The sequence below is a fragment of the Xanthomonas sp. NCPPB 2632 genome (assembly GCF_041228075.2).
Classification (GTDB): domain Bacteria; phylum Pseudomonadota; class Gammaproteobacteria; order Xanthomonadales; family Rhodanobacteraceae; genus Luteibacter.
Window position 1 is genome coordinate 1,633,081 of record NZ_CM192979.1, and the last position, 25,781, is coordinate 1,658,861.

29 protein-coding genes, 1 tRNA gene and 1 other RNA gene are annotated in these 25,781 nt (G+C 68.3%); 20 read left to right on the forward strand and 11 right to left on the reverse strand.

The features are described from left to right. Positions 1-9 precede the first annotated feature (9 nt). A complete protein-coding gene (locus tag AB8808_RS07460) occupies positions 10-1,293 on the forward strand; it encodes an Nramp family divalent metal transporter (protein ID WP_369928096.1) in 1,284 nt (427 codons plus the stop codon). On the opposite strand, the gene AB8808_RS07465 is transcribed toward AB8808_RS07460, so the two are convergent. Continuing rightward, on the reverse strand, positions 1,283-2,251 hold the full coding sequence (locus AB8808_RS07465; protein ID WP_369928098.1) for an NAD-dependent epimerase/dehydratase family protein: 969 nt from the start codon (positions 2,249-2,251) through the stop codon (positions 1,283-1,285). The genes AB8808_RS07460 and AB8808_RS07465 overlap by 11 nt on opposite strands. An 89-nt stretch (positions 2,252-2,340) precedes the next feature. Here AB8808_RS07465 and AB8808_RS07470 point away from each other — a divergent pair, with 89 nt between their 5' ends. Continuing rightward, on the forward strand, positions 2,341-3,240 hold the full coding sequence (locus AB8808_RS07470; protein WP_369928100.1) for a LysR family transcriptional regulator: 900 nt from the start codon (positions 2,341-2,343) through the stop codon (positions 3,238-3,240). A gap of 41 nt (positions 3,241-3,281) precedes the next feature. Then, positions 3,282-3,692 carry a DUF6165 family protein gene (locus tag AB8808_RS07475; protein ID WP_369928102.1) on the forward strand — a complete coding sequence of 137 codons (411 nt, stop codon included), beginning with the start codon at positions 3,282-3,284 and terminating at the stop codon, positions 3,690-3,692. Here AB8808_RS07475 and AB8808_RS07480 read toward each other — a convergent pair. Then, complete coding sequence (locus tag AB8808_RS07480; RefSeq protein WP_369928104.1) at positions 3,689-4,765, reverse strand: glycosyltransferase family 9 protein; 1,077 nt, start codon at positions 4,763-4,765, stop codon at positions 3,689-3,691. The two genes, AB8808_RS07475 and AB8808_RS07480, sit on opposite strands and share 4 nt — an antisense overlap. A 44-nt stretch (positions 4,766-4,809) precedes the next feature. Here AB8808_RS07480 and AB8808_RS07485 point away from each other — a divergent pair, with 44 nt between their 5' ends. The 7 genes from AB8808_RS07485 to recR all read left to right on the forward strand — a co-directional run bounded on the left by AB8808_RS07485 (position 4,810) and on the right by recR (position 9,389). Further along, the gene (locus tag AB8808_RS07485) at positions 4,810-5,538 is read left to right on the forward strand and encodes a 3-deoxy-D-manno-octulosonic acid kinase (RefSeq protein ID WP_369928106.1); all 729 of its coding nucleotides are present in this window, start codon (positions 4,810-4,812) and stop codon (positions 5,536-5,538) included. Continuing rightward, positions 5,535-6,293, forward strand: a complete 759-nt coding sequence (locus AB8808_RS07490) for an MBL fold metallo-hydrolase (protein ID WP_369928108.1) — start codon at positions 5,535-5,537, stop codon at positions 6,291-6,293. Before AB8808_RS07485 ends, AB8808_RS07490 begins: the two co-directional genes overlap by 4 nt. Before the next feature lie 80 nt (positions 6,294-6,373). Beyond that, positions 6,374-6,464, forward strand: a tRNA-Ser gene (locus AB8808_RS07495). 22 nt (positions 6,465-6,486) lie between these two features. Beyond that, positions 6,487-6,583: signal recognition particle sRNA small type (gene ffs / locus AB8808_RS07500), an RNA gene on the forward strand. A gap of 76 nt (positions 6,584-6,659) precedes the next feature. After that, complete coding sequence (dnaX, locus tag AB8808_RS07505; protein ID WP_369928111.1) at positions 6,660-8,453, forward strand: DNA polymerase III subunit gamma/tau; 1,794 nt, start codon at positions 6,660-6,662, stop codon at positions 8,451-8,453. Beyond that, on the forward strand, positions 8,450-8,773 hold the full coding sequence (locus AB8808_RS07510) for a YbaB/EbfC family nucleoid-associated protein (protein WP_036142510.1): 324 nt from the start codon (positions 8,450-8,452) through the stop codon (positions 8,771-8,773). The genes dnaX and AB8808_RS07510 overlap by 4 nt, the downstream gene beginning before the upstream one ends. A gap of 13 nt (positions 8,774-8,786) precedes the next feature. Continuing rightward, positions 8,787-9,389, forward strand: a complete 603-nt coding sequence (recR, locus tag AB8808_RS07515) for a recombination mediator RecR (RefSeq protein WP_036142506.1) — start codon at positions 8,787-8,789, stop codon at positions 9,387-9,389. Between the two features lies 1 nt (position 9,390). Here the strand turns inward: recR and AB8808_RS07520 are convergent, their stop codons facing one another. The 7 genes from AB8808_RS07520 to AB8808_RS07550 all read right to left on the reverse strand — a co-directional run bounded on the left by AB8808_RS07520 (position 9,391) and on the right by AB8808_RS07550 (position 15,465). Further along, the gene (locus tag AB8808_RS07520) at positions 9,391-9,735 is read right to left on the reverse strand and encodes a histidine triad nucleotide-binding protein (RefSeq protein WP_369928115.1); all 345 of its coding nucleotides are present in this window, start codon (positions 9,733-9,735) and stop codon (positions 9,391-9,393) included. A gap of 55 nt (positions 9,736-9,790) precedes the next feature. After that, positions 9,791-10,189: a DUF2335 domain-containing protein gene (locus AB8808_RS07525; RefSeq protein ID WP_369928117.1), complete on the reverse strand. Its 399-nt coding sequence runs from the start codon at positions 10,187-10,189 to the stop codon at positions 9,791-9,793. A 146-nt stretch (positions 10,190-10,335) separates the two neighbouring features. Then, positions 10,336-10,764: a GFA family protein gene (locus AB8808_RS07530; protein ID WP_369928120.1), complete on the reverse strand. Its 429-nt coding sequence runs from the start codon at positions 10,762-10,764 to the stop codon at positions 10,336-10,338. Positions 10,765-10,946: 182 nt separating this feature from the next. Next, a complete protein-coding gene (locus AB8808_RS07535; protein WP_369928122.1) occupies positions 10,947-11,537 on the reverse strand; it encodes a Slp family lipoprotein in 591 nt (196 codons plus the stop codon). 42 nt (positions 11,538-11,579) lie between these two features. Beyond that, positions 11,580-13,571: a transglutaminase TgpA family protein gene (locus AB8808_RS07540; protein WP_369928124.1), complete on the reverse strand. Its 1,992-nt coding sequence runs from the start codon at positions 13,569-13,571 to the stop codon at positions 11,580-11,582. Next, entirely contained in the window at positions 13,568-14,524 is a 957-nt protein-coding gene (locus AB8808_RS07545; protein WP_369928127.1) for a DUF58 domain-containing protein, read from the reverse strand. The genes AB8808_RS07540 and AB8808_RS07545 overlap by 4 nt, the downstream gene beginning before the upstream one ends. Further along, positions 14,524-15,465, reverse strand: a complete 942-nt coding sequence (locus tag AB8808_RS07550; protein ID WP_036142486.1) for an AAA family ATPase — start codon at positions 15,463-15,465, stop codon at positions 14,524-14,526. The genes AB8808_RS07545 and AB8808_RS07550 overlap by 1 nt, the downstream gene beginning before the upstream one ends. 5 nt (positions 15,466-15,470) lie before the next feature. Between AB8808_RS07550 and AB8808_RS07555 the strand changes: the two genes are divergently transcribed. Further along, on the forward strand, positions 15,471-17,078 hold the full coding sequence (locus AB8808_RS07555; RefSeq protein WP_369928130.1) for an ArnT family glycosyltransferase: 1,608 nt from the start codon (positions 15,471-15,473) through the stop codon (positions 17,076-17,078). Between the two features lie 17 nt (positions 17,079-17,095). Here AB8808_RS07555 and AB8808_RS07560 read toward each other — a convergent pair whose 3' ends face one another. Next, positions 17,096-17,677, reverse strand: a complete 582-nt coding sequence (locus tag AB8808_RS07560; RefSeq protein WP_369928132.1) for a Maf family protein — start codon at positions 17,675-17,677, stop codon at positions 17,096-17,098. A 1-nt stretch (position 17,678) separates the two neighbouring features. Next, positions 17,679-18,008: a hypothetical protein gene (locus AB8808_RS07565; protein WP_506193246.1), complete on the reverse strand. Its 330-nt coding sequence runs from the start codon at positions 18,006-18,008 to the stop codon at positions 17,679-17,681. Between the two features lie 351 nt (positions 18,009-18,359). Between AB8808_RS07565 and AB8808_RS07570 the strand changes: the two genes are divergently transcribed. The 9 genes from AB8808_RS07570 (at position 18,360) to holB (ending at position 25,741) form a co-directional block, all read left to right on the forward strand. Beyond that, positions 18,360-18,797 (forward strand): YceD family protein, encoded by a 438-nt coding sequence (locus AB8808_RS07570; protein ID WP_345782875.1) that lies wholly within the window; start codon positions 18,360-18,362, stop codon positions 18,795-18,797. Between the two features lie 18 nt (positions 18,798-18,815). Beyond that, positions 18,816-19,010 carry a 50S ribosomal protein L32 gene (gene rpmF / locus AB8808_RS07575; RefSeq protein ID WP_036112167.1) on the forward strand — a complete coding sequence of 65 codons (195 nt, stop codon included), beginning with the start codon at positions 18,816-18,818 and terminating at the stop codon, positions 19,008-19,010. A gap of 91 nt (positions 19,011-19,101) precedes the next feature. Next, positions 19,102-20,070, forward strand: coding sequence for a beta-ketoacyl-ACP synthase III (locus AB8808_RS07580; RefSeq protein WP_369931345.1), 969 nt, complete (start codon positions 19,102-19,104; stop codon positions 20,068-20,070). A gap of 91 nt (positions 20,071-20,161) precedes the next feature. Continuing rightward, complete coding sequence (gene fabD, locus AB8808_RS07585) at positions 20,162-21,112, forward strand: ACP S-malonyltransferase (protein WP_369928138.1); 951 nt, start codon at positions 20,162-20,164, stop codon at positions 21,110-21,112. A 42-nt stretch (positions 21,113-21,154) separates the two neighbouring features. Next, positions 21,155-21,898: a 3-oxoacyl-ACP reductase FabG gene (fabG, locus tag AB8808_RS07590; protein WP_369928140.1), complete on the forward strand. Its 744-nt coding sequence runs from the start codon at positions 21,155-21,157 to the stop codon at positions 21,896-21,898. A gap of 169 nt (positions 21,899-22,067) precedes the next feature. After that, a complete protein-coding gene (gene acpP / locus AB8808_RS07595; RefSeq protein WP_369928142.1) occupies positions 22,068-22,313 on the forward strand; it encodes an acyl carrier protein in 246 nt (81 codons plus the stop codon). 160 nt (positions 22,314-22,473) lie between these two features. Continuing rightward, entirely contained in the window at positions 22,474-23,763 is a 1,290-nt protein-coding gene (fabF, locus tag AB8808_RS07600) for a beta-ketoacyl-ACP synthase II (RefSeq protein ID WP_369928144.1), read from the forward strand. After that, positions 23,763-24,788 carry an endolytic transglycosylase MltG gene (gene mltG / locus AB8808_RS07605; RefSeq protein WP_369928147.1) on the forward strand — a complete coding sequence of 342 codons (1,026 nt, stop codon included), beginning with the start codon at positions 23,763-23,765 and terminating at the stop codon, positions 24,786-24,788. Before fabF ends, mltG begins: the two co-directional genes overlap by 1 nt. Next, positions 24,779-25,741 (forward strand): DNA polymerase III subunit delta', encoded by a 963-nt coding sequence (gene holB / locus AB8808_RS07610; RefSeq protein WP_369928149.1) that lies wholly within the window; start codon positions 24,779-24,781, stop codon positions 25,739-25,741. The genes mltG and holB overlap by 10 nt, the downstream gene beginning before the upstream one ends. Positions 25,742-25,781 lie beyond the last annotated feature (40 nt).

Genomic DNA, 25,781 nt, shown 5'->3' on the forward strand with positions numbered 1-25,781 from the left:
ATCGACGCCATGCTCGACCAGGTAAAAACACCGCCACGCGACCCGGCCATGGTCGATGTGCTGTCGGGGCGCCGCCGCGGGCTCTCCGCATTGCTGCCGTTCGCCGGGCCCGCCATGGTCGTCTCGGTGGCGTATATCGACCCGGGCAACTTCGCGACCAATATCCAGGCGGGCGCGCGCTACGGGTACGCCCTGTTGTGGGTGGTGCTGCTGGCGAACCTGGTGGCCATGCTGTTCCAGAGCCTGTCGGCCAAGCTGGGCATCGTGACCGGTCGCAACCTCGCCGAGTTGTGCCGCGACCGCCTGCCCAAGCCGCTGGTCTACGTCATGTGGGTGGTGAGCGAGCTGGCCGCCATGGCCACCGACCTGGCCGAGTTCCTGGGCGGCGCGATCGGCCTCAGCCTGTTGTTCCACATGCCGTTGCTGGTCGGCATGGGCATCACCGCCGTCGTCACGTACGCGTTGCTGCTGCTGGAGGGCAAGGGCTACCGTCGCCTCGAGCTGACCATCGGCGCGCTGGTGGGCGTGGTGGGATTGTCTTACCTGGTGGAACTGTTCATCGCGCCGGTGGGCTGGAAAGCGCTGGGGCAGCAGATCTTCGTGCCGAACCTGCCCGACAGCGCGGCCATCGCCATCGCGGTGGGCCTTATCGGCGCCACCGTGATGCCGCATGCCCTGTTCCTGCATTCGGGCCTGACCGAGCGCCGCGTGCAGGCAAGGAACGATGCGGAGCGGACGCGGATCATCCGGTTGTCCAACCTGGAAGTGATCCTGGCACTGACCCTGGCGGGCCTGATCAACCTGGCCATGGTGGTGATGGCGGCCGGCGCGTTCCACGGCAGCCACCCCGATGTGGCGAAGATCGAGACCGCCTACCAGACGCTGATTCCGCTGCTCGGTGGCGCCGCCGCCACCATCTTCCTGGTGTCCCTTATCGCCTCGGGGTTTTCCAGTTCCGTGGTGGGCACCATGGCGGGGCAGATGATCATGCAGGGCTTCGTCGATTTCCGCATCCCGATCTGGCTGCGGCGCGCGATCACCATGCTGCCCAGCTTCGCGGTGGTGCTGGCCGGCGTGGACGCGACCCGCGCGCTGGTGCTCAGTCAGGTGGCGTTGAGCATCGCGCTGCCGTTTCCCATGATCGCCCTGGTCTGGTTCACCAGCCGGGGCGACGTGATGGGCGCGTTCCGCAATGGCCGCCTGGTGGTGGCCCTGTCGGCGCTGGCCGCGCTGATCGTGCTGGGCCTGAACGTGCTTCTGCTGCTGGATGCGTTCGGGCTGGTCACGCTGTGACCGGTGGGCCCACCAGGCCCATGCCCTGCAACGTCGTGCGCAGGGCCGCTTCCGGCGCCGTGCACGGAACGTCTCCGAGGAAGGCCCGCAGGCGCGCATCGTTCATCAGGATCTCTTCGTTCCACAGGTAGCGCATCCTGCGTACCTCGCGCATGGTCTCCATGAAGGGTGCGACCAGCGTTGCCATCCACCAGGGAAAACGGTGCAGGGGCAGGTCGCTTCGCCCCGAGGCGTGCCGCAGCGTATCGGCCAGCGCGTACCCCGTGAGCACGTGCCCGCCGAAATGGAAACGCGCGAAGGTATCCAGCTCCGCATCGCGTTCCAGCAACGCCACCAGCGTGGCGGCGACGTCCGGCAGGTAGGCCCAGGTGTGGCGTAGTGACGGTGCGCCGGGGTAGCGGATGTCGCGCAGCGGCTTGCCGGGCGTGAGGATGCCCTGGGCCAGCCAGTTGTTGCCGCTACGCGGCCCGTAGAAATCGCCGCAGCGCAGGACCAGGCTGCGTACCCCTTCGTGCGCAGCGGCCTCCAGGCGTTCCTCCACGGCCACCCGGATCTCGCCCTTGCGTGAGGGTGGATGCTGGGGCGCGTCCTCGGCGATCAGTGGGTACGTGTCGGGACCGTAGTTGTAGACCGAGCCCGGCAACACGATCCGCGCGCCCACGGCGCGCGCGGCGGCGATCGTGTGATCGATCATCGGCAGCACCACGCGCTCCCAGTCCTTGTAGCCCGGCGGATTGACGGCATGCACGATGGCCTGCGTGCCCTGCGCGGCGCGGCGCACGTCGTCCGCGTTCATGGCGTCGCCGTGGATCCAGTGGAGCGCGCCGTCGTCGACCTTGCCGGCGTGGCGGGTCAGCGCCTTGACGGTCCAGCCGGCGGCAACCAGCGCGCGGGCGGTTTCCCCGCCGATGCCGCCGGTGGCGCCGAGGACGAGGGCAGTGCGATGGGATCGGGTCATGGCGGTATCTCCAGGGGGTAGACCGAGTCTCGGTGCTGTCGTGGTATTCGTAAATTGCATAAGGACGCATGGGTGCCATACATTTACGTATGGCTAGCCGCGAACCCGCCTGGGATCTTTTCCGTTCTTTCCTCGCCGTGATGCGCGAAGGAAGCCTTTCCGCGGCCGCGCGTTCGCTGGGTATGACCCAGCCCAGTCTGGGCCGGCACATCCGCGAGCTGGAAAGCGCCCTGGGCGTGGACCTGTTCTCGCGCGTGCCGCACGGTCTGCTTCCCGCCGATGCCGCGCTGGAACTGCTGCCGCACGCGGAAGCCATGGCGTCCGCGGCGGCGTCCGTGCGGCGCGCGGCCTCCGCCAGCCGCGACACCCTGCAGGGCGTGGTCCGCATCACCGCCAGCGAGGTGATCGGGGTGGAAGTGCTGCCGGCGATGCTGGCCGGTTTCCGGCGTGCGCATCCGCGCATCGTCATCGAGCTGTCGACCACCAACCGCACGGAAAACCTGCTGCGTCGCGATGCCGACATCGCCGTGCGCAGCGCCGTGCCCCAACAGGACGCCCTGGTGGCACGGCACGTCGCCGACATCCCCATCGGGCTCTACGGTCATGCGGACTATCTGGCCCTGGCGGGACGCCCGCGTCGCGTCGCGGACATCGCCAGCCACGCGCTGATCGGCTACGACGAGGAAAAACCGTATATCCGGGCGTTGCGTCCCGCCGATGTGCCTTATGCACGCGAGCACTTCGCGCTGCGCACGGACAACGACCTGGCGGCACTGGCGGCCATTCGCGCCGGTTTCGGCCTCGGGTTCTGCCAGGTGCCGCTGGCGCGACGCAGCGGGTTGATCCGCCTGTTCCCGAAGACGCTGGAGGTGCCGCTGCGGCTGTGGGTGGTGATGCACGAAGACCAGCGGCGCAGCCGTCGCGTGCGCGCCGTCTACGACCACCTGGCGGAAGGTCTGGCCGCGTACGGGGCGTCCGGCAACGCATAAAACTGCTAACCTCCGGCGCCTGACCGACCGGAGATCGACCCATGAGCCTGATCCACACCCCCGTCTCTTACGGCGAGCTGATCGACAAGATCACGATCCTGCAGATCAAGCTCATGGAAATCCAGGACGACGCCAAGCTGGCCAACGTGCGCAACGAGCTCGAACTGCTCGATGCGACGTGGAAAAACGACAAGGCCTCCGAGACCGACATCACCGACGAGCAGTCGCGCCTTCTTGCCGTCAACCAGCGTCTTTGGAAGATCGAGGACGACATCCGCCTGAAGGAGCGTGCCCAGGCGTTCGACGACGAGTTCATCCGCCTGGCGCGCTCCGTGTACATCGAGAACGACGAGCGCGCGGCGATCAAGCGCGAGATCAACGTGAAGCTGGGTTCCACGCTGGTCGAAGAGAAGTCCTACCAGGACTACCGCGCGCCGCAGAACGCCGTTTAACGCAGCGGCAGTTGCAGGAAGGCGACGCAGGCTTCGAAGCGTTCGCGCATGTCGTCCACCTCGATGAGGTCCATGACGCCGGGCTTCTCGATCTTGGTGCCCCAGGCCAGCTCGGCGGCCGGCTTGCCCAGGAAACGGCGCGCGGCCGCATCGTAGCGGTCGACGCACCAGCGGCGGTCGGAATAGGGGCCGGAGCGGTGGGGATTGCTGGCGGCATGCAGCCCCAGCACCTTCACACCGGCCGCGTTGGCCATGTGCATCGGGCCGGAGTCCGGCGTGAGGATCATGGCCGAGCGCTCCAGCAAGGCCATGAAGCGCTTCAGGGTGTCCTTGCCGGTCAGGTCCAGTGGCGCCGATACGGTGGCCGCGAGGATCCGATCCGCCAGCGACCGTTCGCCCTCGGACGGGCCGCCGACCAGTGCCACGCGCAGGCCTCGCGCCATGGCGTGGTCGATCAATGCCGCGTAGCGGTCCACGCGCCAGTTGCGCAGCGCATGGCTGGACATGGGGCTGACCAGCAGTGTCGGTGTGTCGCCCGGAAGCTGTTCCGCGGCCCAGGCCCTCGCGTCGTCCGGCACGGGGATATCCCAGCGCACCCGGGTCTGCGTCAGGCCCAGCGGCTCGACGAAACTGCCGATCGCATCCAGCACGTGCTGCCCCGTGCGCGCCGGGATGCGCTCGCGGACGAACAGTCCGTGCAGGTCTTTCGCGCGTGCGCGGTCGTAGCCGATCCGCCGGTCGGCCCGTACCGCCAGGCTGAGCAGGTTGGAACGCAGCGCCACCTGCATGTGCAGCAGCGCGTCGAAGCGACGCCCGGCCAGCGCCTGCCGCACCTCGCGCAGGCCCTCGCGGCCCTTGCCCTTGTCGAAGGTGATGAATTCCACGCCCGGCAGGTCGCCCACCAGGCGTCGCTCCAGCTTGCCCACCAGCCAGGTCAGACGCGTGGACGGTGCCTTTTCCTGCAGGGTGCGGACCAGCGGCACCACGTGCGTGACATCGCCGATGGCGGAAGTGCGCAGGATGCAGAGGCTGGAATCTCCCGACGGGAGCGGACGGCTTGGTAGACTGGACACGATCGGAGCACCGGATGAGTGGCTGCGCAAGGGCGGCCGATGAAATGACAGAGCAACGAGTGGAGGAGGGCGCGGACGGTACGATTCTGTTCGACGCGACCCGTGCACCTCAAGTCGACGCGCGCTGGTTCTCGCCCGAATACTGGCGCGAGCGCGGTGCCCTGCGCACGCAATCCGGCGGTCGTGGCGGCGTGTCGGTGGTCGATACGCCCGCCGGTGAAGCCGTGCTGCGGCATTACCGGCGCGGCGGTATGGTGGCCCGTCTGCTCGGCGACCGCTACCTTTTTACCGGACGCCGACGCACGCGCAGCGACCGTGAGTTCCGCCTGCTGGTGGAACTGCAGCGCCGCGGGTTGCCCGTGTCGCCGCCGCTGGCGGCCCGTTACGTGCGCCAGGGCCTGCGTTATTCGGCCGACCTGATGACCCTGCGCATCCCGCGGGCGTCCACGCTGGCCCAGCAGCTGCAGCAAGGCGCCTTCACCCCGGCGCTGGCCGGCCAGGTGGGCGCGTTGATCGCGCGCTTCCACCGCGAGGGCGCCTGGCACGCCGACCTCAACGCGCACAACATCCTCGTCGGGGCCGATGGCCTCTACCTCATCGATTTCGACCGGGGCCGGCTGCGCGGCGTGTCCCGCCGCTGGCGCCACGCCAACCTGGACCGCCTGAAACGATCGCTGCTCAAGCTGGGCGCGCGCGACCTGGCGTCAGACACCTTCGACACCGTGCTCTGGCCGGCGTTGATGGATCACTACGAACGGAGCCTGGGCGCATGACATGGGACCTGCATTTCCTCGGCACCGGTGCCGCCCATGCGGTCGAGCTGGGCTCATCCGCCGTGGTCGTCGAGCGCGACGGCGCGCCGCTGCTGCTGGTCGATTGCGGCCCCGATACGCTCGATCGCTACATGGCGGCCTATGGCGCACCGCCGGCCGCCCTGTACATCACCCATGTGCACATGGACCACGTGGCCGGCATGGAGCGGCTGTTCTTCCGCCTGTGGTTCGATGAGGCCCTGCGCGGCCGCACCAGGGTCTACCTGCATGCCGCCCTGTTGCCCTGGCTGCAGGGCAGGGTGGCCGACTATCCGGGCGCCCTGGCCGAAGGCGGCGTCAACTACTGGGAGGCGTTCCACCTCATCCCGTGCACCCGTGGCTTCTGGCACGAAGGCCACTGGTTCGATGTGTTTCCCACGCGCCACCACGTGCAGGGCACCTCGTACGGCCTGGCCCTGCGCGGCAGCCTGGTCTACACCGGGGATACCCGGCCGGTACCCGAGGCGATCGCGCTGCACGGCATGCGCGGCGAGCTGATCGCCCACGACTGCGGCGTCGTCGGCAACCCCTCGCACACCGGCGTGGACGACCTTGAGCGCGAATACCCCGACGAAGCCCGCTCGCGCATGGCGCTCTATCACTACGGCAGCGCCGCCGACGGGGATGTACTGGTCGCTCGGGGCTACCGTATCGCCCATCCCGGCGAGCGCCTTCCCCTGCCGCAGCCCGAGCCACCCCACCCCACGGCGGGCTGAGACTTGCCCCGCCGCAGCGGGAACGTTATCCTTCCGCTTCTTTGCCGGACAGGACGCCGGGGAAGAGGATGTACCGGTGTGGAGAGGTGTCCGAGTGGTTGAAGGAGCACGCCTGGAAAGTGTGTATACCCTAATAAGGTATCGCGGGTTCGAATCCCGCTCTCTCCGCCAGATGTAAGTCTTATGGTGACCCTGTCGGTCCCCCCGCGACGATAGTCCGTAAACTCCGCCAGGTCCGGAAGGAAGCAACGGTAGCGGATGACTCGGGCGCCGGGGTGTGGCTGGCAGGGTCATCGCCTTTTCGGGGCTGGGGTGCGCCCGACGCGTGTCCTTGGCACAATCCACTGTCGCCCCAAGGTACTACGCATGTCCTATCAGGTCCTCGCACGCAAGTGGCGCCCCCGCAAGTTCGCTGAACTCGTGGGCCAGGAGCATGTGGTCCGGGCGCTGACCAACGCGCTCGACTCCGGTCGCATGCACCATGCCTACCTCTTCACCGGCACCCGCGGCGTCGGCAAGACCACCATTGCCCGCATCTTCGCCAAGTCGCTCAACTGCGAACGCGGCGAGTCGGCCGATCCCTGCGGCGTCTGCTCGGTCTGCACCGCGGTGGATGCCGGCCGCTTCGTCGACCTGCTGGAAATCGATGCCGCCAGCAACACCGGCGTGGACGACGTGCGCGAGGTGATCGAGAACGCGCAGTACGCCCCCTCGCGTGGCCGCTTCAAGGTGTACCTGGTGGATGAGGTGCACATGCTCTCCAAGCCGGCGTTCAACGCGCTGCTGAAGACGCTGGAAGAACCGCCGCCGCACGTGAAGTTCCTGCTTGCCACCACCGACCCGCAGAAGCTGCCGGTCACCGTGCTGTCGCGCTGCCTGAAGTTCAACCTCAAGCGGCTGCTGCCGGACCAGATCTCCGGGCAGATGCGTCACATCCTCGGCGCCGAAGGCATCGAATACGACGAAGACGCGATCGTCGAACTCGCGCACGGCGCGGACGGTTCGCTGCGCGACGGGCTCTCGTTGCTCGACCAGGCCATCGCCTATGGCGGGGGCGTGGTGCGCGCCGACGACGTACGCGCCATGCTCGGCAGCGTGGAGCGTGGACAGGTGCTGGGCGTGCTCGAGGCGCTGGCCGCCGGTGACGGTGCCGCCCTGATGGGTGAAGCCGAGCGCATCGCCTCGTTCTCGCCGGACTTCGCCGGCGTGCTCGACGACTTCGCCACGGTGCTGCACCGTATCCAGCTGATCCAGCTGGTGCCCGGTTACCGCGAGGAAGAAAGCGACGCCGGCCTGGCCGACCTCGCCGCGCGCATCGCTCCCGAGGATGTCCAGCTCTACTACCAGATCGCCACCACCAGCCGTCGCGAATTGCCGATGGCACCGGATGCGCGCATCGGTTTCGAGATGGCGCTGCTGCGCATGTTCGCGTTCCGGCCCGCCGAGGGTGGGCAGCCTGTGACGGGTTCGCCGGCGCGTACTGCCGCAGGCGCCGCCGCGCCGCGGGCGCCTGTTCCCGCTGCCGGTCACGCACCGCAGGCCGCTGCGGCTCCGCCGCAGGCGTCGGCTCCGTCGCGCTCTGCCACGACCTCGAACGCGGCCCCGTCGGCGCGTCCTGCATCGGCACCGGCGGCTCCGGCTCCGGCTCCGCCAGCCTCGCGTGCCGCCGCGCCCGCCGTACCTCCGCCTGCCCGCGCCGCCGAGCATGCTGCGCCTGCGCCCGAGCCCGAGCCGGCCGCGCCGCCGCGACCCATCACCCTCGGTGCGGATGGCCTGCCGGACTGGCACGAAGTAGTGGAGCGCGCGCACCTGCGCGGTCCCATCGGGCAGCTGGCACAGAACTGTTCGCTGCGCGAGGTGGACGGCGAGAGCATGGTCCTCGCGTTGCAGCCGCAGCATATGCACCTGGCGGTGGAACCGTTGACCAGCCAGATGGAAGAAAAGGTCTCGCAGGCCTTGGGCCGGCGCATTCGCTTCCGCTTCGTGGCCGATCGCGGCAACCTCGGCACCCCGGCGGAGCGCCGGGCGCAGGCCGCCACCGATGCCCAGGCCCGCGCCGAAGCCTCGATGGAATCCGATCCCTTCGTACAGGCGCTCAAGCGCGACTTCGACGCGCGCGTCATTCCCCAATCGATCAAACCCGTGGAGCCAGGAACGTGAAAGGTCAAATCGGTCAGCTGATGCAGCAAGCCCAGCGCATGCAGGATGAAATGAAGCGTGCGCAGGATGAACTCGCCAAGACGGAAGTCACCGGTTCCGCCGGCGGTGGGTTGGTCACGGTCACCATGAGCGGCGGCCACGAGGTGCGCGCGGTGCACATCGATCGGCAGTCGTTCGCCGACGATCCGGAAATGGCCGAAGACCTGGTGGCCGCGGCCATCAACGACGCGGTCAACAAGATCGCCGAACTCAGCCGCAACCGGCTGGGCGGGGTCACCGCGGGGCTGAACCTGCCCCCCGGCTTCAAGATGCCGTTCTGATCGGCCTTCGTCGATGAGTAACGGCTCCCGCCTGCTGGGCGAACTGATCGACGCCCTGCGTTGCCTGCCGGGCGTCGGCGCCAAGAGCGCCCAGCGCATGGCCTTCCATCTGCTCGAACGCGAGCGGCAGGGAGGTCTGCGCCTGGCCTCGGCGTTGGAATCGGCCATGCGCGATGTGGGCAACTGCACGCGCTGCCGCAACTTCAGCGAGACGCCGGTGTGCTCGGTGTGCGCCAGCCCTACACGCGACAAGCACGTGCTGTGCATCGTCGAATCGCCGTCCGATCTTGCCGCCATCGAACAGGCGACCGGCTTCCGGGGCCATTACTTCGTGTTGCTGGGCCGGCTTTCGCCCCTCGACGGCCTGGGCCCGGACGAACTGGGCCTGCCGTTGCTGGTGGAGCGCCTGGGCGAGGGCGAGATCGAGGAAATGATCATCGCCACCAACCCCACCGTGGAAGGCGAGGCGACCGCGCACTACATCGGTCAACTGGCCCGTGCGGCGGGCATCCGTGCCACGCGTCTCGCCCACGGCGTGCCGTTGGGCGGCGAACTGGAGTTCGTCGATCGCGGCACTCTGGCGCACGCGTTCGGCAGTCGGCAGTCCGTCGGCTGATTCAACCCGGCGGCCAGTGCATCTGGCGGCCCGCCAGCAGGTGCACGTGGATGTGGAATACCGTCTGCCCGCCGTGGCCGTTCGTGTTGATTACCGTACGGTAGCCGTCCTTTTCGAAGCCTTGTTCGCGTGCGTAGGCCGCGGCGGCCAGCAGCAGCTTGCCGAGGACGGTCGCGTCGTCGGGTGTCGCGTCGTCCAGCGTGGCGATGGCGCGCTTCGGGATGAAGAGCACATGCACCGGTGCCTGTGGATTGAGGTCGCGGAAGGCCAGCACGTCGTCGTCTTCGTAGACGATGTCAGCGGGGATCTCGCGGCGGATGATTTTCGAGAAGATCGTTTCGGTCATCGAATGTCCTGGTCGTTGTAGACGTGGATTCTTCAGCTTTGCATGCTTATTCAGGTTATTCGCGCGTTGGACGCGTGACCACAGCCATGGCGGTGAGCGCGCATGCGGGTACACCGACTGCGATCAACGATGCCTCCCAGTTTCCCGACAGAAAGAGGATGCCTCCTCCCATGACGACGGCGGTGATACTGATGATGGCGACGAAGCCTTGTGTCAGCCGGCGAGTGAGGTGCTCACGTTTTTGCGCCGTGTCCAGCCGAAGGCCTTCAGAGGCGGCGATGACGGCACCCTGTTCGATGGATTTCTCCGCCAAGGCAAGGATACGTTCACCTGAACCTGGCACTGCGCGTTCGTAATCGGCCAGTTCGCCCGGACTTGGCAATCCGCCAAGTCGGTGGAAATCATGGTTCACGCTAGACGGTGTGGCTAGACGTGTCGGCGTCGCATCGTTCATCGCTGTCCTCCTGACGGTGTGGTCTTTCACTTTAGGATGCGGCGGAGGATGGCTCAACCGACAGAGGTCATGGTGTTGATGGACCGGGGCGGGGCGCCGATCGCGGACATCGTCCGCTCCTACAGGGTGGGGTAGGCAGGGCGGTGTTACGGGGAGGGGATGTAGCGGAGGTGGGCGATGGGCTCGCCGGTTTTCCGGCCCTGGTCGGCGGGGTGGTTGACGCCGTCCAGCACGGGGACATCCTCGAAGTCGAAGGGGCTGATGCCTTCCAGGCAGGCCACGTTGATGCCGTACTGGCTGGTGTTCGACCGGCGCTGGTGGAAGGTGTAGATGCCGCACCTGGAACAGAAGAAATGCTTGGCCGTGCCGGTGTTGAACTGGTAGACGCCCAACGCGTCCTCGCCCTGGTGGATGGTGATGCCGTCGAGGTTGGCGGAGACGACCACGGCGCCGCGCATGCGGCAGTAGGAACAGTTGCAGCGGCGCGCGGTGCGCAGGCCGTCGCTGAGTTTCACCGTGAAGCGGACGGTGCCGCAATGGCAGGCGGCGCGGGATTCGGTGATGTCGGGGAGCATGGGAAGCCTCATCGGGTTTGGGAATATCGTGTCGGTTCCGATAGCGCGCATGGCGTCGTGCGCGGTGGTCGGGTCGAGGGGATCGCGGACATCGTCCGCTCCTACGGCGTGGCGTGGCGTGGGGCGTTGCATAAAAAAACCCGGCGCCTTGCGGCACCGGGTTCGTTTGCCGCCGGCCGGAATTAGCGGACGCGGGGCGGCGGGCGCACGATGATGGTGCGCGGGCGATAGTAGAACGGGTCGCCCCAGGGGCCGTAGCCGTAGGGACCGAAACCGGGGCCGAAGCCCGGGCCCCAGAACGGGTCGTAGAAGCCGGGGCCGTAGGCGCGGTTGATCGGGATGCGCTTGGGCCAGAGGTAGACCACATCGGCTTCCACGCGCGGGTAGGCGTAGTCGAAATCGCCGACCTTCTGCGAGACGGCACCGTGCAGGGTGCCGGTGACGGTGATCTCGCGACCGCGGGTGAAGACTTCCGGATCGTAGAAACCGTCGCGGCAGGCGACGAAGCGACCCTGGCTGTCCGATTTGGTGGCCGTGGGACGCGCCTCGGCATCGAGCGGCTCCGACAGCACGAAGAAGCAGGTCTGCTGCGGGCCCGGCTCGGTCTTGATGATCTCGCCGCCCCATCGCACCTTGGCGCCGGGTGCGCCGCCCTGCTGGGCGCCGGAGGTGGACACATCGTTGAACTGGCCCTGCAGCGGCTGGGGCACCGTGGCGCAGGCGCCCAGGGCCAGGGTCGCGGCCGCGACGGCCAGCGGTTTGAACATGGACATGAAACATCTCCCAGGGGTGCCGGACACAGCCGACACCATGACCTATTTGACCACGCGGCGCGTCTTTAATTCGTCCACCCCGCGCCTGAATTCGGTGACCAGTTCAGGCGGCGGTTTGTCATGGGCGTAACGCGAGCGCAAGTAGACCTCGCTCAACCTTTCCAAGGCATTTCGGTGTTCCGGCAGCGCGCGGGCGGCACGGGCAAGGAAATGCCTGGGTCCTTCGCCCGCGCGTCGGGTGACACCAGCCCTGGCCAGCTTGCGCCGCAGCCGCTGCATCGACGCATCCAGCACATCGCCTTCACGACGCTGGAACAGTGCCCAGCCCAGGGCACCCGCCACCAGCACCGCAAAACCGACCGCGAGGACCAGGGCGAGGTCTCCCACATCCGCACGGCGGATGCCGAACGGTTGCAGCAGACCTTGCTGGCGAAGCGAATCGAAACCGTTAACGGCCTGGTTCCACCATTGGTTGACCACATCCCAGCGATCGCGTGTGTTGCGCCACCAGGCGGCGTCGAACAGGCTGCCACCGCCGCCGTCACCTGCGGCAGCCGCCGCGGCGCCCAGGGTGACGCGCTCGGGGCGCACGGCCCCCGTGGGGTCGAAGCGGACCCAGCCGCGGCCCTCGATCCACAGTTCGGTCCAGGCATGCGCATCGGCGCGGCGGACGAGCAGATAGTGGCCGAGCGAATTCCAGTAACCGCCCTGGTATCCGGTGACGACACGCGCCGGAATACCCGCCGCGCGCATGAGGAAGGTGAACGTCGAGGCGTAGTGCTCGCAGTAGCCTTCGCGGGTGCCGAACAGGAAATCGTCGATGCGATCGCGGCCCAGCGGCGCGGCGGCCAGCGTGTAGCGGAAGCCGCCATCGTGGAACATTGCCAGCGCCGCGCGGGCGATCGCCGGGGCATCGCTGCCGTATTGGGCCACCCACGCGGCGGCCTGGGCGCGCGCACGGGGGCCGACGCGGTCGGGCAGCTGCAACGTGGCGCGACGCATCCGCGGATCCAGCGCGGCATCGAGACGGTAGTCGGCAACGGCACTCGCCTCGTAGTTGTAGGTCTTCTCCAGGCGCTGGTTGGCCACGGCCGTGCGATCGCCGCGCAGCGTGGCGTCCGTGGGCGCGTCCACGGGCATGTCGAGCAGGGGCAGTACGCGCTCCCGGGTCGGCTCCAGGGTGACCCGGTAGCGGAAACGCGGTTGGCCCTCCAGCGAGCCGATGTCGCGGCCGCCGAAGCCGGGGCTCCAGGCCTGGCCGTCGAACCGGGTCATGGTGAAGGCCCGGAAGTAACGCGACGACGCGATCGGCGTGGGGCCGTCGAAGGTCACCCGCATGGCGGGCGTGTCGTCGGTGAGCACCTCGGCCATGTCGCCCGGCGCCATGCGGTCGGACAGCCCCGTGGTGGCGCGGTCCATCGTCGGTGCGCCCCACAGGGGCGAGCTGAGGCGGGGAATGAACAGGAACGCGAACAGCGCCAGCGGCACCGACACCAGCAGCGCGAGCAGTACCGGGGTGAGTTCGACACGCCAGGAAGGCGAGCGCGGCCCGGCCGTTTCCAGCGCACGCAGCGTCATCATCGCGGGCACGACACCGGCCGCCACGATCGCCGTGGCGACGATGCCCTGGTCGAACAACAGGGCGCTCATGAGGGCGAACGCGGCGAACGCCACGCCGACGCGCGCATCGCGCAGGTGGTCGCTTTCCAGCAGCTTGAGCACCAGCAGGCCCACCGCGAACGCGCTGCCCGGCTCGCGGCCGAACAGGCTGCCGTAGGTGAGGATCACCAGCGCCAGCAGCAGGCCGATCAGGGGCAGCTTGATCCAGATCGGCGCGTGGCGACCGCCGCGGCGGCGTTGTTGCCAGCGTGCGCCCAGCACCACGGCCAGGCCGACCGTCAGCCACCAGGGCAGGTGCGGCGCATGCACGCCGAGCACGAAGGCCATGGTGAGGCACAGCAGGTCGAACGACCGCGGTGTCAGTGACGGCTCGCTGGAGGGGCGCTGGCGCAGCGACAGGCGGAAGCGGCTCATGGGCGCAACGCCAGCGCCGTCATGCAGCGATGGTAGTGCTCGTCACCCTGGGCGATGTCGAAATAGCCGTCCGGAAGCCTGAGGCTCCAGCGCCGGCCCGAGGCGTGTGCTTCGTCCACCCAGCGGGCCAGTCGGGAGATGCGCGTCTCGTCGTCCAGCCCGTGCATGCTGTCCCAGTCCAGGCGCCAGTCTTCCTGTGGCGCGGGTTGCTCCATGTCCTTCACCAACAGCGAGTGGTGTCGCGCACTCGGCTTCCAGGCGATCAGGCGGCGTGGGTCGCCCGCACGGTAGTCGCGCAGCGACGCCAGCTCGTCGCCGGGTCGCGGTCGTCCGCGATCGGCATCGCCCTGCGGTTCGAACGGTGCCGGGCCCATGCCTTCGGCGCGCGGGTAGACCAGCAGGGCGCGATCAGGGTGTAGCCAGCTCCAGACGCGGAACATGCCCAGCGGCCAGCGGCTGTGCAGTCGCATGCGCGGCACGGCCTGCCATCCGCGGAAGGCGGTCGGCAGGTCGAACTCGACGGTGACGCTGCCGCCGGCCGGCACGACGACGACATGCTCGCGGCCTTCGACATCCAGGCGCACCGCCATGCGTTCGCGCTGCGAAGCGCCGATGTCGAGGAACACGCGCAGGGTTTCGCCGGCGCGCGCGGAGCCGGCGCGCAGCCCGCCGATGGTCAGCCCGTTGAGTACCCGGAAAGCCACCAGCATGCTTCCCGCGCTCACCGATCCCACCAGGCAGGTGAGCAGGAGCGCGGCATTGTTGGCGTAGTTCAGTGCACCGATCAACATCACGCCCAGCAGCACGGCGAACGCGAGGCCGAACCCCGTGGGCAGGATGTAGATACGACGACGGTGCAACTGGATCGGCAGCGACTCACGGGGGCGTAGCCGCGTGAGCGAAGGCAGGCGGCGCTCCGCCCAGGCGGTGAGTCGCTGCACCGCGTCCGGCATCAGGGCACCGCGGTGTCGGCCAGGATGCTGCGGGCGATCGCCTCGCGCTGGCCGCCGCGACCCGGCACCAGGCGATGCGCCGCGATGGGCACGAACACCGCCTGCACGTCTTCGGGAATGACGTAGTCGCGGCCGCTCAGCATCGCCCAGGCACGGGCGGCGGCGAGCAGCGCCAGGCCCGCGCGTGGCGACAGGCCGACCCGCACGTCGCCATGCTTGCGGCTGGCGGCGAGCAGCGCCTGCAGATAGTCGAGCAGGGTGCCGGTGACCTTGATCGCCTGCGCGGCGGCATGCAGCTGGTCGATGGCGGCGATGTCCAGGCGCGGACGCAGCGTGGCCATCATGTCGCGGCGATCTTCGCCGGTGAGCAGCGCGCGTTCCGCGGCCGGGTCGGGGTAATCGAGGCTGAGCCGCAGCATGAAGCGGTCCAGCTGCGAATCGGGCAGGGGGAAGGTACCCGCCAGGTCGATCGGGTTCTGCGTGGCGACCACGAAGAACGGCCGTGGCAGTGCGTGGGTCACGCCATCGACGGTGACCTGTCCTTCGGCCATGGCTTCGAGCAGCGCGCTCTGCGACTTGGGCGTGGCCCGGTTGATCTCGTCGGCCAGCAGCAGGCTGGTGAAGATGGGGCCGGGATGGAAGCGGAATTCGCCGGTCTCGCGCTCGTACACGCTGACCCCGATAATGTCCGAAGGCAGGAGGTCGCTGGTGAACTGGATGCGCTGGAATTCGAGATCGAACGTGGCGGCCAGTGCGTGCGCCAGCGTGGTCTTGCCCACGCCCGGCACGTCTTCCAGCAGCAGGTGCCCGCCGGCTACAAGGCAGGTGAAGGCCAGCTTGACCTGGCGCGGCTTGCCCAGCAGCACGCCATTGACCTGGGCCAGCGCGGCGTCGAGCCGGTGGCGAAGCATTTCATCGTTGAGCGGATGCGTGGCGGACATGATCGATGCGTAAGCTCCCCGGGCGGGCCCTGTCGAAGCAGGATGGATTCAGTGTAGCGGCGCCCGCGCGATCGTGGCGAGGCGCCTTCCTGGTCCTCTTCGCCGTCGTCTGCCTGGGCAAGCTCGTCATCGCATGCACCCTGTCGCCCTTTGGTGACGAAGCCTTCTACTGGCAGGAAAGCCTGGCGCCCGCCTGGGGCTACAGCGATCTTCCGCCGCTGACCGCGTGGCTGATCGCCGTGTCGGAGGCCTGCTTCGGCCATGGCCTTCTGCCGCTGCGCCTGCCGTTCCTGCTCATCGGCGCGCTGCTGCCCTGGCAGGTTGGCGCAATCGCGCGACGCTACGGTGGCGAGCACGCGCGCTGGCAGGCGGCAACGTTCGCCCTGTGCCTGCCGTTGATCGGCTCGCTGGGTGTGCTGGCGCTGCCGGATGTGCCGCTGACCTTCGCTATCGTGCTCGCCACCCAGGGCCTGGTCGCGGCGCTTGAGGAAAATCGTATTCGCGACTGGGTCGTGCTCGGCGTCGGCCTGGGCATCGCCTGGGCGACCCACTACCGCGCGGCGATGCCGATGCTCGGCGGGCTGCTGTTCCTGCTGGTGACACCCCGTGGCCGGCAGCAGTGGCGGCGGCCGGGGTTGTGGCTGGCGATGACGATCGCGGCGATCGGCCTGCTGCCGCTGCTGTTCTACAACTTGGCATCGCACGGCGCGGGCCTGGCGTTCCAACTGGTCGAGCGCAATCCCTGGCAGTTCCATGCCGATGCCCTGGTGCAGCCGCTGGAGCAGGCGGTGGCCTGCACGCCACTGGCCTGGGCCGCGGCGATGTGGGCGCTGTGGCGTGCATGGTGTCGTCGCGACGACGCGCCGTTCGACCTGATTGCGGTGCTGGCGGGAAGCTTCGTGCTCGGCTACTTCGGGCTGGGCCTGTTCGCCGACGACGTGCGCTTCCGTGCGCACTGGCCGCTGCCGGCCTACGCGCTGCTGTGTGCCGGCCTGCCGCTGTTGCTGCGGGATGCGTCGCGGGGTGGCCGACGATTTACCTTCGCCGCCTTCGGTCTGGCCGCCTTGGGTCTGGCGATCGGCCTCGGTTACCTGGCGCTGGCCGCGTCGCCTTCGGGCGCCCGTGTGCTCTCCGGCGTGAAGGCGTTTCCGTCCAATTTCACCGGCTGGCGGGAATCGTCCGCGGCCGTGGCGCCGTTCCTGCGCGACCACCCCGACACCCTGCTGGTGGCGGACAATTTCATGCTGGCGGCGGAGCTGCGTTTCGCGCTCGGTGGGGACCGCACCGTCTACAGCCTGGACAGTCCGCTCAACACCAAGCACGGTCGTGCACCGCAACTATCCGACTGGGGCCTGGACGAAAGGGGGCTGGCCGCGCATGCCGGCGCGCCGCTGCTGCTGGTCGTGGACGAAACCGCCCTGCGCGAGCGGGAACGGCGCGCGTGGCTCGGCTCACTGTGCACGCGCGTCGCGGTCGGCGACACGGTCGCGCGGCGTGACCTGTTCGACGGGCGCCGCCGGTTCGCGCTGTATCGGGCGACCATCCCGGCGCACGGACCGGTCGATACCGACGCCTGCGCCGTGTGGCAGGCCGCGATCCGTGCCGGCGGTTGATGGCGGCGGCAGCGCCGTCAGGGCAGGGCGATACCCGCCGCGCGCAGCATCCGCGCCGTGGCGATCAGGGGCAGGCCCACGAGCGCGGTCGGATCGTGGTTGGCGATGCGCTCGAACAGCGCGATGCCCAGGCCCTCGCACTTGAAACTGCCCGCGCAGTCGAGCGGTTGCTCGCGAGCCACGTAGCGTTCGATGGTGTCGGCGGTCAGCGTGCGGAACGTGACCCGGGTCTCGTCGATGTGGGTGAGTGCCTTGCCCGCGGCGTCGATCACGCAGACGGCGGTATGAAACACCACCTCGCGGCCGGAGCTGGCCGCCAGCTGTCGCCGGGCCTCGTCGGCACCTCCGGGTTTGTCCAGCACGGTGCCGTCCAGGTCGGCGACCTGGTCCGACCCGATCACGACGGCGCCGGGGCGCTGGCCGGCCACGGCGCGTGCCTTGGCCTCGGCCAGCCGTGCCGCGCGTGTCGCGGGGGCTTCGCCGGGGTGCGCCGCTTCGTCGGTGCCGGGCGCCGCCTGGTCGAAGTGATCGAGTAGCCGGCTCAGCATCGCCGCGCGATAGCGCGAGGTGGAGGCGAGCACGACGAGTGGGGAGGGCATGTCAGAAGTCCTTGTGGATGTGGTCGCGGACCGCCGTGTCCAGCGCCGCCTGGGCGTCGTCCAGCGCGCGCAGGCGCGGTTCCAGTTGGTGCCTGGCGCGGACCAGCGCCGCGACGGCATCGTCCAGCTCCCGCTGGCTGGCATCGCCGCCACGGTCGCGAATCCACAGGCGCTGCTGGAGCAGGGCGCGCAGGCCCGAATCCACCGCCTGCTGGGCCTCGACCTCGCCCGCGGCGGGCACGTCCGGGCTGACCGACATGACGGCATGCGCGCGCTGGAGCCGGTCGCGGCAGTCCTTGAGGTCGACTTCCAGCCGGTCGGCGTTGTCCATCAGGCTTTGCAGGGCACCATGCCGGCGCCGGACGCGCTGATGCCGCACCACCCAGGCGCAACCGCCGACGGCTAGCGCCACGACAGCAGCAAGTGCATAATAAGCAAAGGAAAACACGCAGCCTCTTTCGCCCTGTCGGGCATCCGCGCCGCCTGGGGCGGCCAGCGGGAAGTCTGCACGAAAGCCGTGCGTCGGCGCAAAACCGGGCTCACCGCGTGCCGCGTCATCTAACCGGTTGACTTCAAGAGTGTTGATGCCTACCATTTCCCGATTATGTCCGTGACTTTGCCATCGTCCGTGGACGCCTGGCGCGAAGTTCGTGCGCGGCGTTCGTTCCAGGGTCAGCTTCCCGTGTCGGCGTTCACCCGCCTCGGCGAGGTCATTGCGTCCACCGAGGGTGACGTAACCTATGAACTGGACTTCGGCACCGACGACTTCGGCAGCAAATACGTAGCCGTGCGTGCGACAGCGCCGTTGACCCTCATCTGTCAGCGCTCGCTCGAACCGTTCGTGCTGACGGTCGAAGTCGATACACGTCTCGGGCTGATCGTGCATGAGAACGAGGAAGCCGGGCTTCCTCCGGGGTATGAGGCCTTGCTGGTCGAAGAAGACGGCAAGCTCGATCCTCGTGCCACGATCGAAGATGAACTGCTGTTGGTGCTGCCCCTGGTTCCGGTCAATCCGGACTACGAGTTGCCCGACGACATGCTTGGAGCCGGCGAGGAAGAAGAACCCTCGCAGGATAAAACCGATAACCCGTTCGCGGCACTCCGCGGACTCATCAAGTAATTTCGCTGGAGATTAGCCATGGCCGTTGCCAAGAGCCGCAAGACCCCTTCCACCCGCGGCATGCGTCGTTCGCACGACGCGCTCACGACCGTGCAGCTGTCGACCGATCCGACCAGCGGTGAAGTCCACCTGCGTCACCACGTGACCAAGGATGGCTTCTACCGCGGCAAGAAGGTCATCGACACCCGCGGTGCGGTCGAAGTCGAAGACTGATCCGCTCCCCTCTGGGGGCGATCGGAACGCAGGCGGCGCGGCAACGCGCCGTTTTGCGTTTCAGGACATAGATAACGATGGGGATACGGATCTGAAATACGCCCGCATCATCGGTACCGGCAGTGCGCTTCCCGAGAAAGTGCTGACCAATGCCGATCTCGAAAAGATCGTCGAGACGAGCGACGAATGGATTCGCACCCGCACGGGTATCACCGAGCGCCACATTGCCGCCGACGGTGAAACCACCGGCGACCTGGCCTTCCTCGCCGCGCAACGTGCGCTCGAGGCCGCCGGCGTCAAGGCCGCGGACATCGACCTGATCGTGCTCGGCACCACCACGCCCGACCTCATCTTTCCGTCCACCGCCTGCCTGGTCCAGCATCGGCTGGGCGCGAACGGCTGCGCCGCGTTCGACGTCAACGCGGCATGCTCGGGCTTCGTCTACGCGCTGGGCGTGGCCAATGCGTTCATCCGCAGCGGCCAGGCGAAGAAGGCCCTGGTGATCGGTGCCGAAACGCTCACCCGCATGGTCGACTGGACCGAGCGCGAAAGCTGCGTCCTGTTCGGTGACGGCGCGGGTGCCGTGGTGCTCGACGCCTCCGACGAACCGGGTATCTACACCACGCGCATGCGCGCCGACGGCGGGTTCAAGCACCTGCTGTTCAATCCCGTGGGCGTGTCCGCCGGCTTCACCGACGGCCCCAACCACGGCGTGCGCATCACCATGCTGGGCCGCGAGGTCTTCAAGGTGGCCGTCAAGACGCTGGATGCCCTGGTCGGCGAGACGCTGGCCGACGCCGGCATGACCGAAGACGAAGTGGACTGGCTGATTCCCCACCAGGCCAACCTGCGCATCATCGAGGCGACGGCCAAGCGCCTGAACATGTCGATGGACCGGGTCATCGTGACCGTCGACAAGCATGCCAACACCTCGTCGGGCTCGGTGCCGCTCGCACTCGACTACGCCATCCGCTCCGGCAAGGTGAAGCGGGGGCAGAACCTGCTGCTGGAGGCCTTCGGCGGCGGCTTCACCTGGGCGTCGGCGCTGCTGCGCTACTGAGGGATAGGGCGTCACCACACGCCCGCGAATGGTGCATTCCTCCCCGGGTTGCTGGCACCATTCGCGGTTTGACGCTCCGGAAGCCCCATCGATGACCGCACCCCGTGCCTCGCTTGCCTTTGTCTTCCCCGGTCAGGGATCGCAGTCGATCGGGATGCTCGCCGATCTCGCCGCCGCCCATCCCGACGTCCGCGCCACGTTCGAGGAGGCGTCGGCCGGCGCGGGGGTGGATCTCTGGCAGATCAGTCAGGACGGGCCGGAAGAAAGTCTCAACCGCACCGAGAACACCCAGCCCGCGCTGCTGGCCGCCAGTGTCGCCGTCTGGCGCGTATGGGTGAAGCAGGGCGGTGCCACGCCGGCCCTGCTGTCGGGCCACAGCCTGGGCGAGTACAGCGCGCTGGTTGCCGCGGGTGCCGTGTCGCTCACCGATGCCGCCGCGCTGGTCGCGGAGCGGGGTCGGCTGATGCAGGCGGCCGTGCCCGCTGGGGTCGGTGCCATGGCGGCCATCCTGGGCGGCGACGATGCCCAGATCGCCCAGGTCTGCGAAGAAGTGGCCCAGGGCCAGGTGGTGGCCCCGGCCAATTTCAACTCGCCCGGGCAGCTGGTCATCGCGGGCCACGCCGAGGCGGTGGATCGTGCGCTGGCGCGGCTGGCCGAGCTGGGCGTGAAGAAGGCCGTCAAGCTGGCCGTCTCGGTCCCCTCGCATTGCATGCTGATGCGCGACGCGGCGGATCGCCTGGGTGAGCGGATGGCCGATATGGCCTGGCGCATGCCCGCGATCCCGGTGGTGCAGAATGCCGACGCCACCGTGCACACGTCCGTCGAGGATATTCGCGGTGCCCTCATGCGCCAGCTCTACCTTCCCGTCCGCTGGACCGGGTGCGTCCAGGCCCTGGCGGCCGCGGGCGTCACCCAGGCGCTGGAATGCGGGCCGGGCAAGGTGCTTGCCGGCCTGATCAAGCGTATCGACAAGGCGGTGGATGCCAGGCCGCTCGGCACGTCGGCCGACCTCGATGCCGCGCTCGCCGCCGTGCAGGCCTGACCGCGTTACCCCCTCCCTTCCCAGGTACGACAGGATATTCCCATGACCCAGACCCTCAAGGGCGAAGTCGCCCTCGTCACCGGCGCCAGCCGGGGTATCGGTGCGGCCATTGCCGACCTTCTCGCGGCCCAGGGCGCCACCGTGTTCGGCACGGCGACCGGCGAAGCGGGTGCGCACGCCATCGGGCAGCGCCTGCAGCCCCACGGCGGCCATGGCCGCGTGCTGGACGTCACCGATCCGGCGGCCATCGAGGCGCTGGTCGAGGCCATCGGCAAGGAGTCCGGCACCGTGTCCGTCCTGGTGAACAATGCCGGCATCACCCGTGACCAGCTCCTCATGCGCATGAAGGAAGAGGACTGGAGCGCGATCATGGATACCAACCTCACCTCGGTGTTCCGCACCTCCAAGGCGGTGATGCGCGGCATGATGAAGGCGCGCAAGGGCCGCATCATCAGCATCGCCTCCGTGGTGGGCCTGACGGGCAACCCCGGGCAGACCAACTACGCCGCCGCCAAGGCCGGCATCATCGCGTTTTCCAAGTCGCTGGCCCGCGAGATCGGGTCGCGCGGCATCACCGTCAATGTCGTGGCCCCGGGCTTCATCGATACGGACATGACGCGCGCCCTGCCGGATGAGCAGCGCGCCGGTCTGCTGGCCGGGATCGCCCTGGGTCATCTGGGCGATGCCGACGATATCGCCCAGGCGGTGGCCTTCCTGGCCTCGCCGGCGGCCCGCTATATCACCGGTGAGACGCTGCATGTCAACGGTGGCATGTACATGCCTTGACGTTCGTTGCCGGTGGCAGTCGCCACCGGCACGTTTTTGAGAGACAATCGCCGTTTCGCGCCTGGCCCAGAAAAGCCAGGCGTTATCTACGTGGTGGCGTTGTATTGGCGGGCTCCCGCCTTAGCGACTACAATGCCGCCGAATTTTTCCCTCGGGAGGTAAAGGCAACATGAGCACCATCGAAGAGCGTGTCAAGAAGATCGTCGTAGAGCAGCTTGGCGTTAAGGAAGAAGAAGTCACCAACAACGCTTCGTTCGTTGACGATCTCGGCGCCGATTCCCTCGACACCGTCGAGCTCGTGATGGCCCTCGAAGAAGAGTTCGAGTGCGAGATCCCGGACGAAGAAGCCGAGAAGATCACGACCGTCCAGCAGGCTATCGACTACGTTACGGCCCACGCTCCCGGCAAGGCCTGATAAGTCCCGACCCGGCGGCGGTGTGTCGATCGGAGGTCCGCCTCCCGTCGATCTCCGAGCGACATGGAAGCTGCGCCTAACGGCGCAGTTTTCGTTTGCGGCAAACACAACCTGCGCCCGCGTATGGTCCGTGTGCGGAAACAGTTGAGGATGAGAACGCATGAGTAAGCGACGTGTGGTAGTAACCGGCATGGGCATCATTTCGCCGGTCGGTAACGACGTGGCCACCGCCTGGAAGAACGTGGTCGAAGGCAACAGCGGCATCGGTCCGGTGTCCGAATTCGATGCCACCGCCTACTCCACCCGCATCGCGGGTGAGGTCAAGGGCTTCGACCCCGTGGATGCCTTCTTCGTCGGCACCGACATGCCCGACGACGAGCGGCGCTCCGTGGCGAAGGACTTCAAGCGGATGGATCCGTTCATTCATTACGGCATCGTCGCCGGCACGCATGCCTTCCGTCAGTCGGGCCTGGTCGTCACGGCCGAGAACGCGGGCCGCATCGGCGTCGCGGCCGGTGCCGGTATCGGTGGCCTGCACACCATCGAGGGCACGGCGCTGGAGCTGGCCGAGAAGGGTCCGCGCAAGGTTTCGCCGTTCTACGTGCCCAGCTCGATCATCAACATGGTGGCCGGCAACCTGTCGATCTACCACGGCCTGAAGGGCCCGAACATCGCCCTGGTATCGGCGTGCACCACGGCCGCGCACAACATCGGCATGGCCATGCGCCTGATCCAGTACGGCGATGCGGATGCCATGATCGCCGGCGGTGCGGAGTTCGCCACCACGCCCACGGCCATGGCGGGTTTCTGCTCGGCCAAGGCCATGTCCACGCGCAACGACGACCCGGTGCACGCCAGCCGTCCGTGGGACACGGGGCGTGACGGCTTCCTGCTGTCCAACGGCGCGGGCATGCTGATGCTCGAGGAATACGAGTTCGCCAAGGCGCGGGGTGCCACCATCCTCGCGGAACTGGTGGGCTTCGGCATGAGCGGCGACGCCTTCCACATCACCTCGCCCAGCGGCGACGGTGCGGAACTGGCCATGCGCAACGCGCTGCACGACGCCGGTCTGAAGGCCGAGGATGTCCGCTACGTCAACGCGCACGGCACCTCCACGCCGGTGGGCGATCTGGGCGAAGCCAAGGCCATCCGCAACGTATTCGGCGAGCACGCCACGAAGAAGGGTGCCTTCTCGGTCAGCTCGACCAAGTCGGTCACCGGTCACCTGCTGGGTGCCGCGGGCGGCGTGGAAGCCATCTTCTCGATCATGGCCATCCGCGACGGCATCATGCCGCCGACGATGAACCTTGAAACGGTGGACCCGGAGGTCGCTGCCCTCGGCATGGACCTCGTGCCCAACCAGGCGGAGAAGGCGGATATCGACGTCGTCGTATCCAACTCGTTCGGCTTCGGCGGCACGAACGGCACGCTCGTATTCCGTCGCCTCTGATGCGCGGCTTCGCCCGGTGGCGTGTCGTCCTCCTGCTCGTATTGCTGGGAGGTATCTTTGCGGGCGGCTGGCTATGGTTCGACTGGGCGCGCTTCGCCCGTAAGCCGTTGGCCGTCGCCTCCACCGGGCAGAGCATCGACGTGGCGCGCGGCGCGTCGTTCCGGGACATCGTGCGCGACCTGCGTTCGCGCGGCGCCACCCGCGCTTCGCCGTTCTACTGGCGGCTGCTGGCCATGGAGATGCGCGTGGCCGGCAGGCTCCATGCCGGCGAGTTCGCCCTGCGTCCGGGCATGACGCCGCGTGACCTGCTGGGCGACATGGCCAACGGCCGGGTCATGCAGCGCAACCTGACCATCGTGGACGGCTGGACCTTCGCCGACCTGCGTCGCACGCTGGCCGCGGCACCCGTGCTCACGCACGACACCGCCGGGCTCGACGATGCCGCCATCATGCGGCTGGTCGGCGGCCCGGAGGACGACAACCCGGAAGGGCGTTTCCTTCCGGAGACCTATGCCTACGTCAAGGGCGACAAGGATTCGAGCATCCTCAAGCGGGCTTACGTGGCGATGGGCAAGACGCTGGACATGGCGTGGGCATCTCGCGCGCCCGACCTGCCGCTGGCCTCGCCGTACGAGGCGCTGATCCTGGCGTCCATCGTCGAGAAGGAAACGGGCAGGGCGGACGAGCGTCCGCGCATCGCCGGCGTGTTCATGCTACGGCTGGAGGGGCGCATGCTGTTGCAGACCGACCCGACCGTGATCTATGGCATGGGCGCGGCGTACGCGGGCAAGATCCACAAGAGCGACCTCACCACCGATACCCCTTACAATACGTATACGCGGGTGGGCCTGCCGCCGACCCCGATCGCGCTGCCCGGTCGCGCGGCGATCGAGGCGACGTTGCATCCCGCCGACGGCAAGGCGCTGTATTTCGTCGCCCGTGGCGACGGCAGCCATGTTTTCTCCGACACCCTCGACGAACACAACCGGGCCGTGGCCTGCTACCAGTTGAAGCGATGCCAGTAACCACCCCCCCGCACGACGCCGGCCTGCGCCCCTGGCACGCCGAGGCCTGGGATCGCCTGCAGGCCCGTCGCGACCGTGACGCCTTGCCCCATGCGTTACTGCTGGCCGGCCCCGCCGGGCTGGGCAAGCGGGATTTCCTCTCGGTGTTCGTCCGCGGACTGCTCTGCCTGCAGCCGGTCAACGGCGTCCCGTGCGGACAGTGCCGCAGTTGCCAGTTCCTGGCGGCGGGCACCCATCCGGACCGGGTGACCCTGTCGTTCGGCCTGCGCAAGGACGGCGTCACCCGCAGCGAGATCGTCGTCGACCAGATTCGCGACCTGTCCCAGCGGCTGGCCATGTCCAGCCAGTTCGGCGGCTGGCAGGTCGCTACCGTGGACCCGGCCGACGCCATGAACGCGGCCGCCGCCAACGCCCTGCTGAAAACGCTGGAGGAACCCACGCCGGCCACGCTGCTGGTGCTGGTGGCCGACGAGCCGGCCCGGCTTCCCGCTACGATCCGCAGCCGCTGCCAGCGCGTCGATTTCCTGGTGCCCTCGCGGGACGTTTCGCTCGCATGGCTGGCGGGCGAGGGCGTGGCCGATGCGTCCGCCGCGCTGGATGCCGCCGGTGGCAATCCGGGCATGGCGCGCGAGTGGGCCGCCGACGGCGCCCTTCGCCAGCGCGACGAGGTGCGCAAGGATCTGCGGGGCCTGGCGGCCGGCCGCGGAGACGCCATGGAGGTGATCAAGCGCTGGCAGGCCGCCCAGCCCGCACGCTACCTATGGTTCGCCGCGCAGGCCGTGGCCGACGAACTGCGCGCCCGCACCGCGGGCACCCCGGCGCCGCTGGAAAGCCAGCTGGACGACGAAACCCTCGATCAGTGGTACGGCCGGGCCAACCGGGCGCGGGATGCCCTGCGCGGGCCCCTGCGTGTCGACCTGATCCTGCTCGAACTGCTCGCGGCCTGGCGTTGACGCGGCCTTATCGGCCTGTCGGTCTTAATGCGCCTGTCAT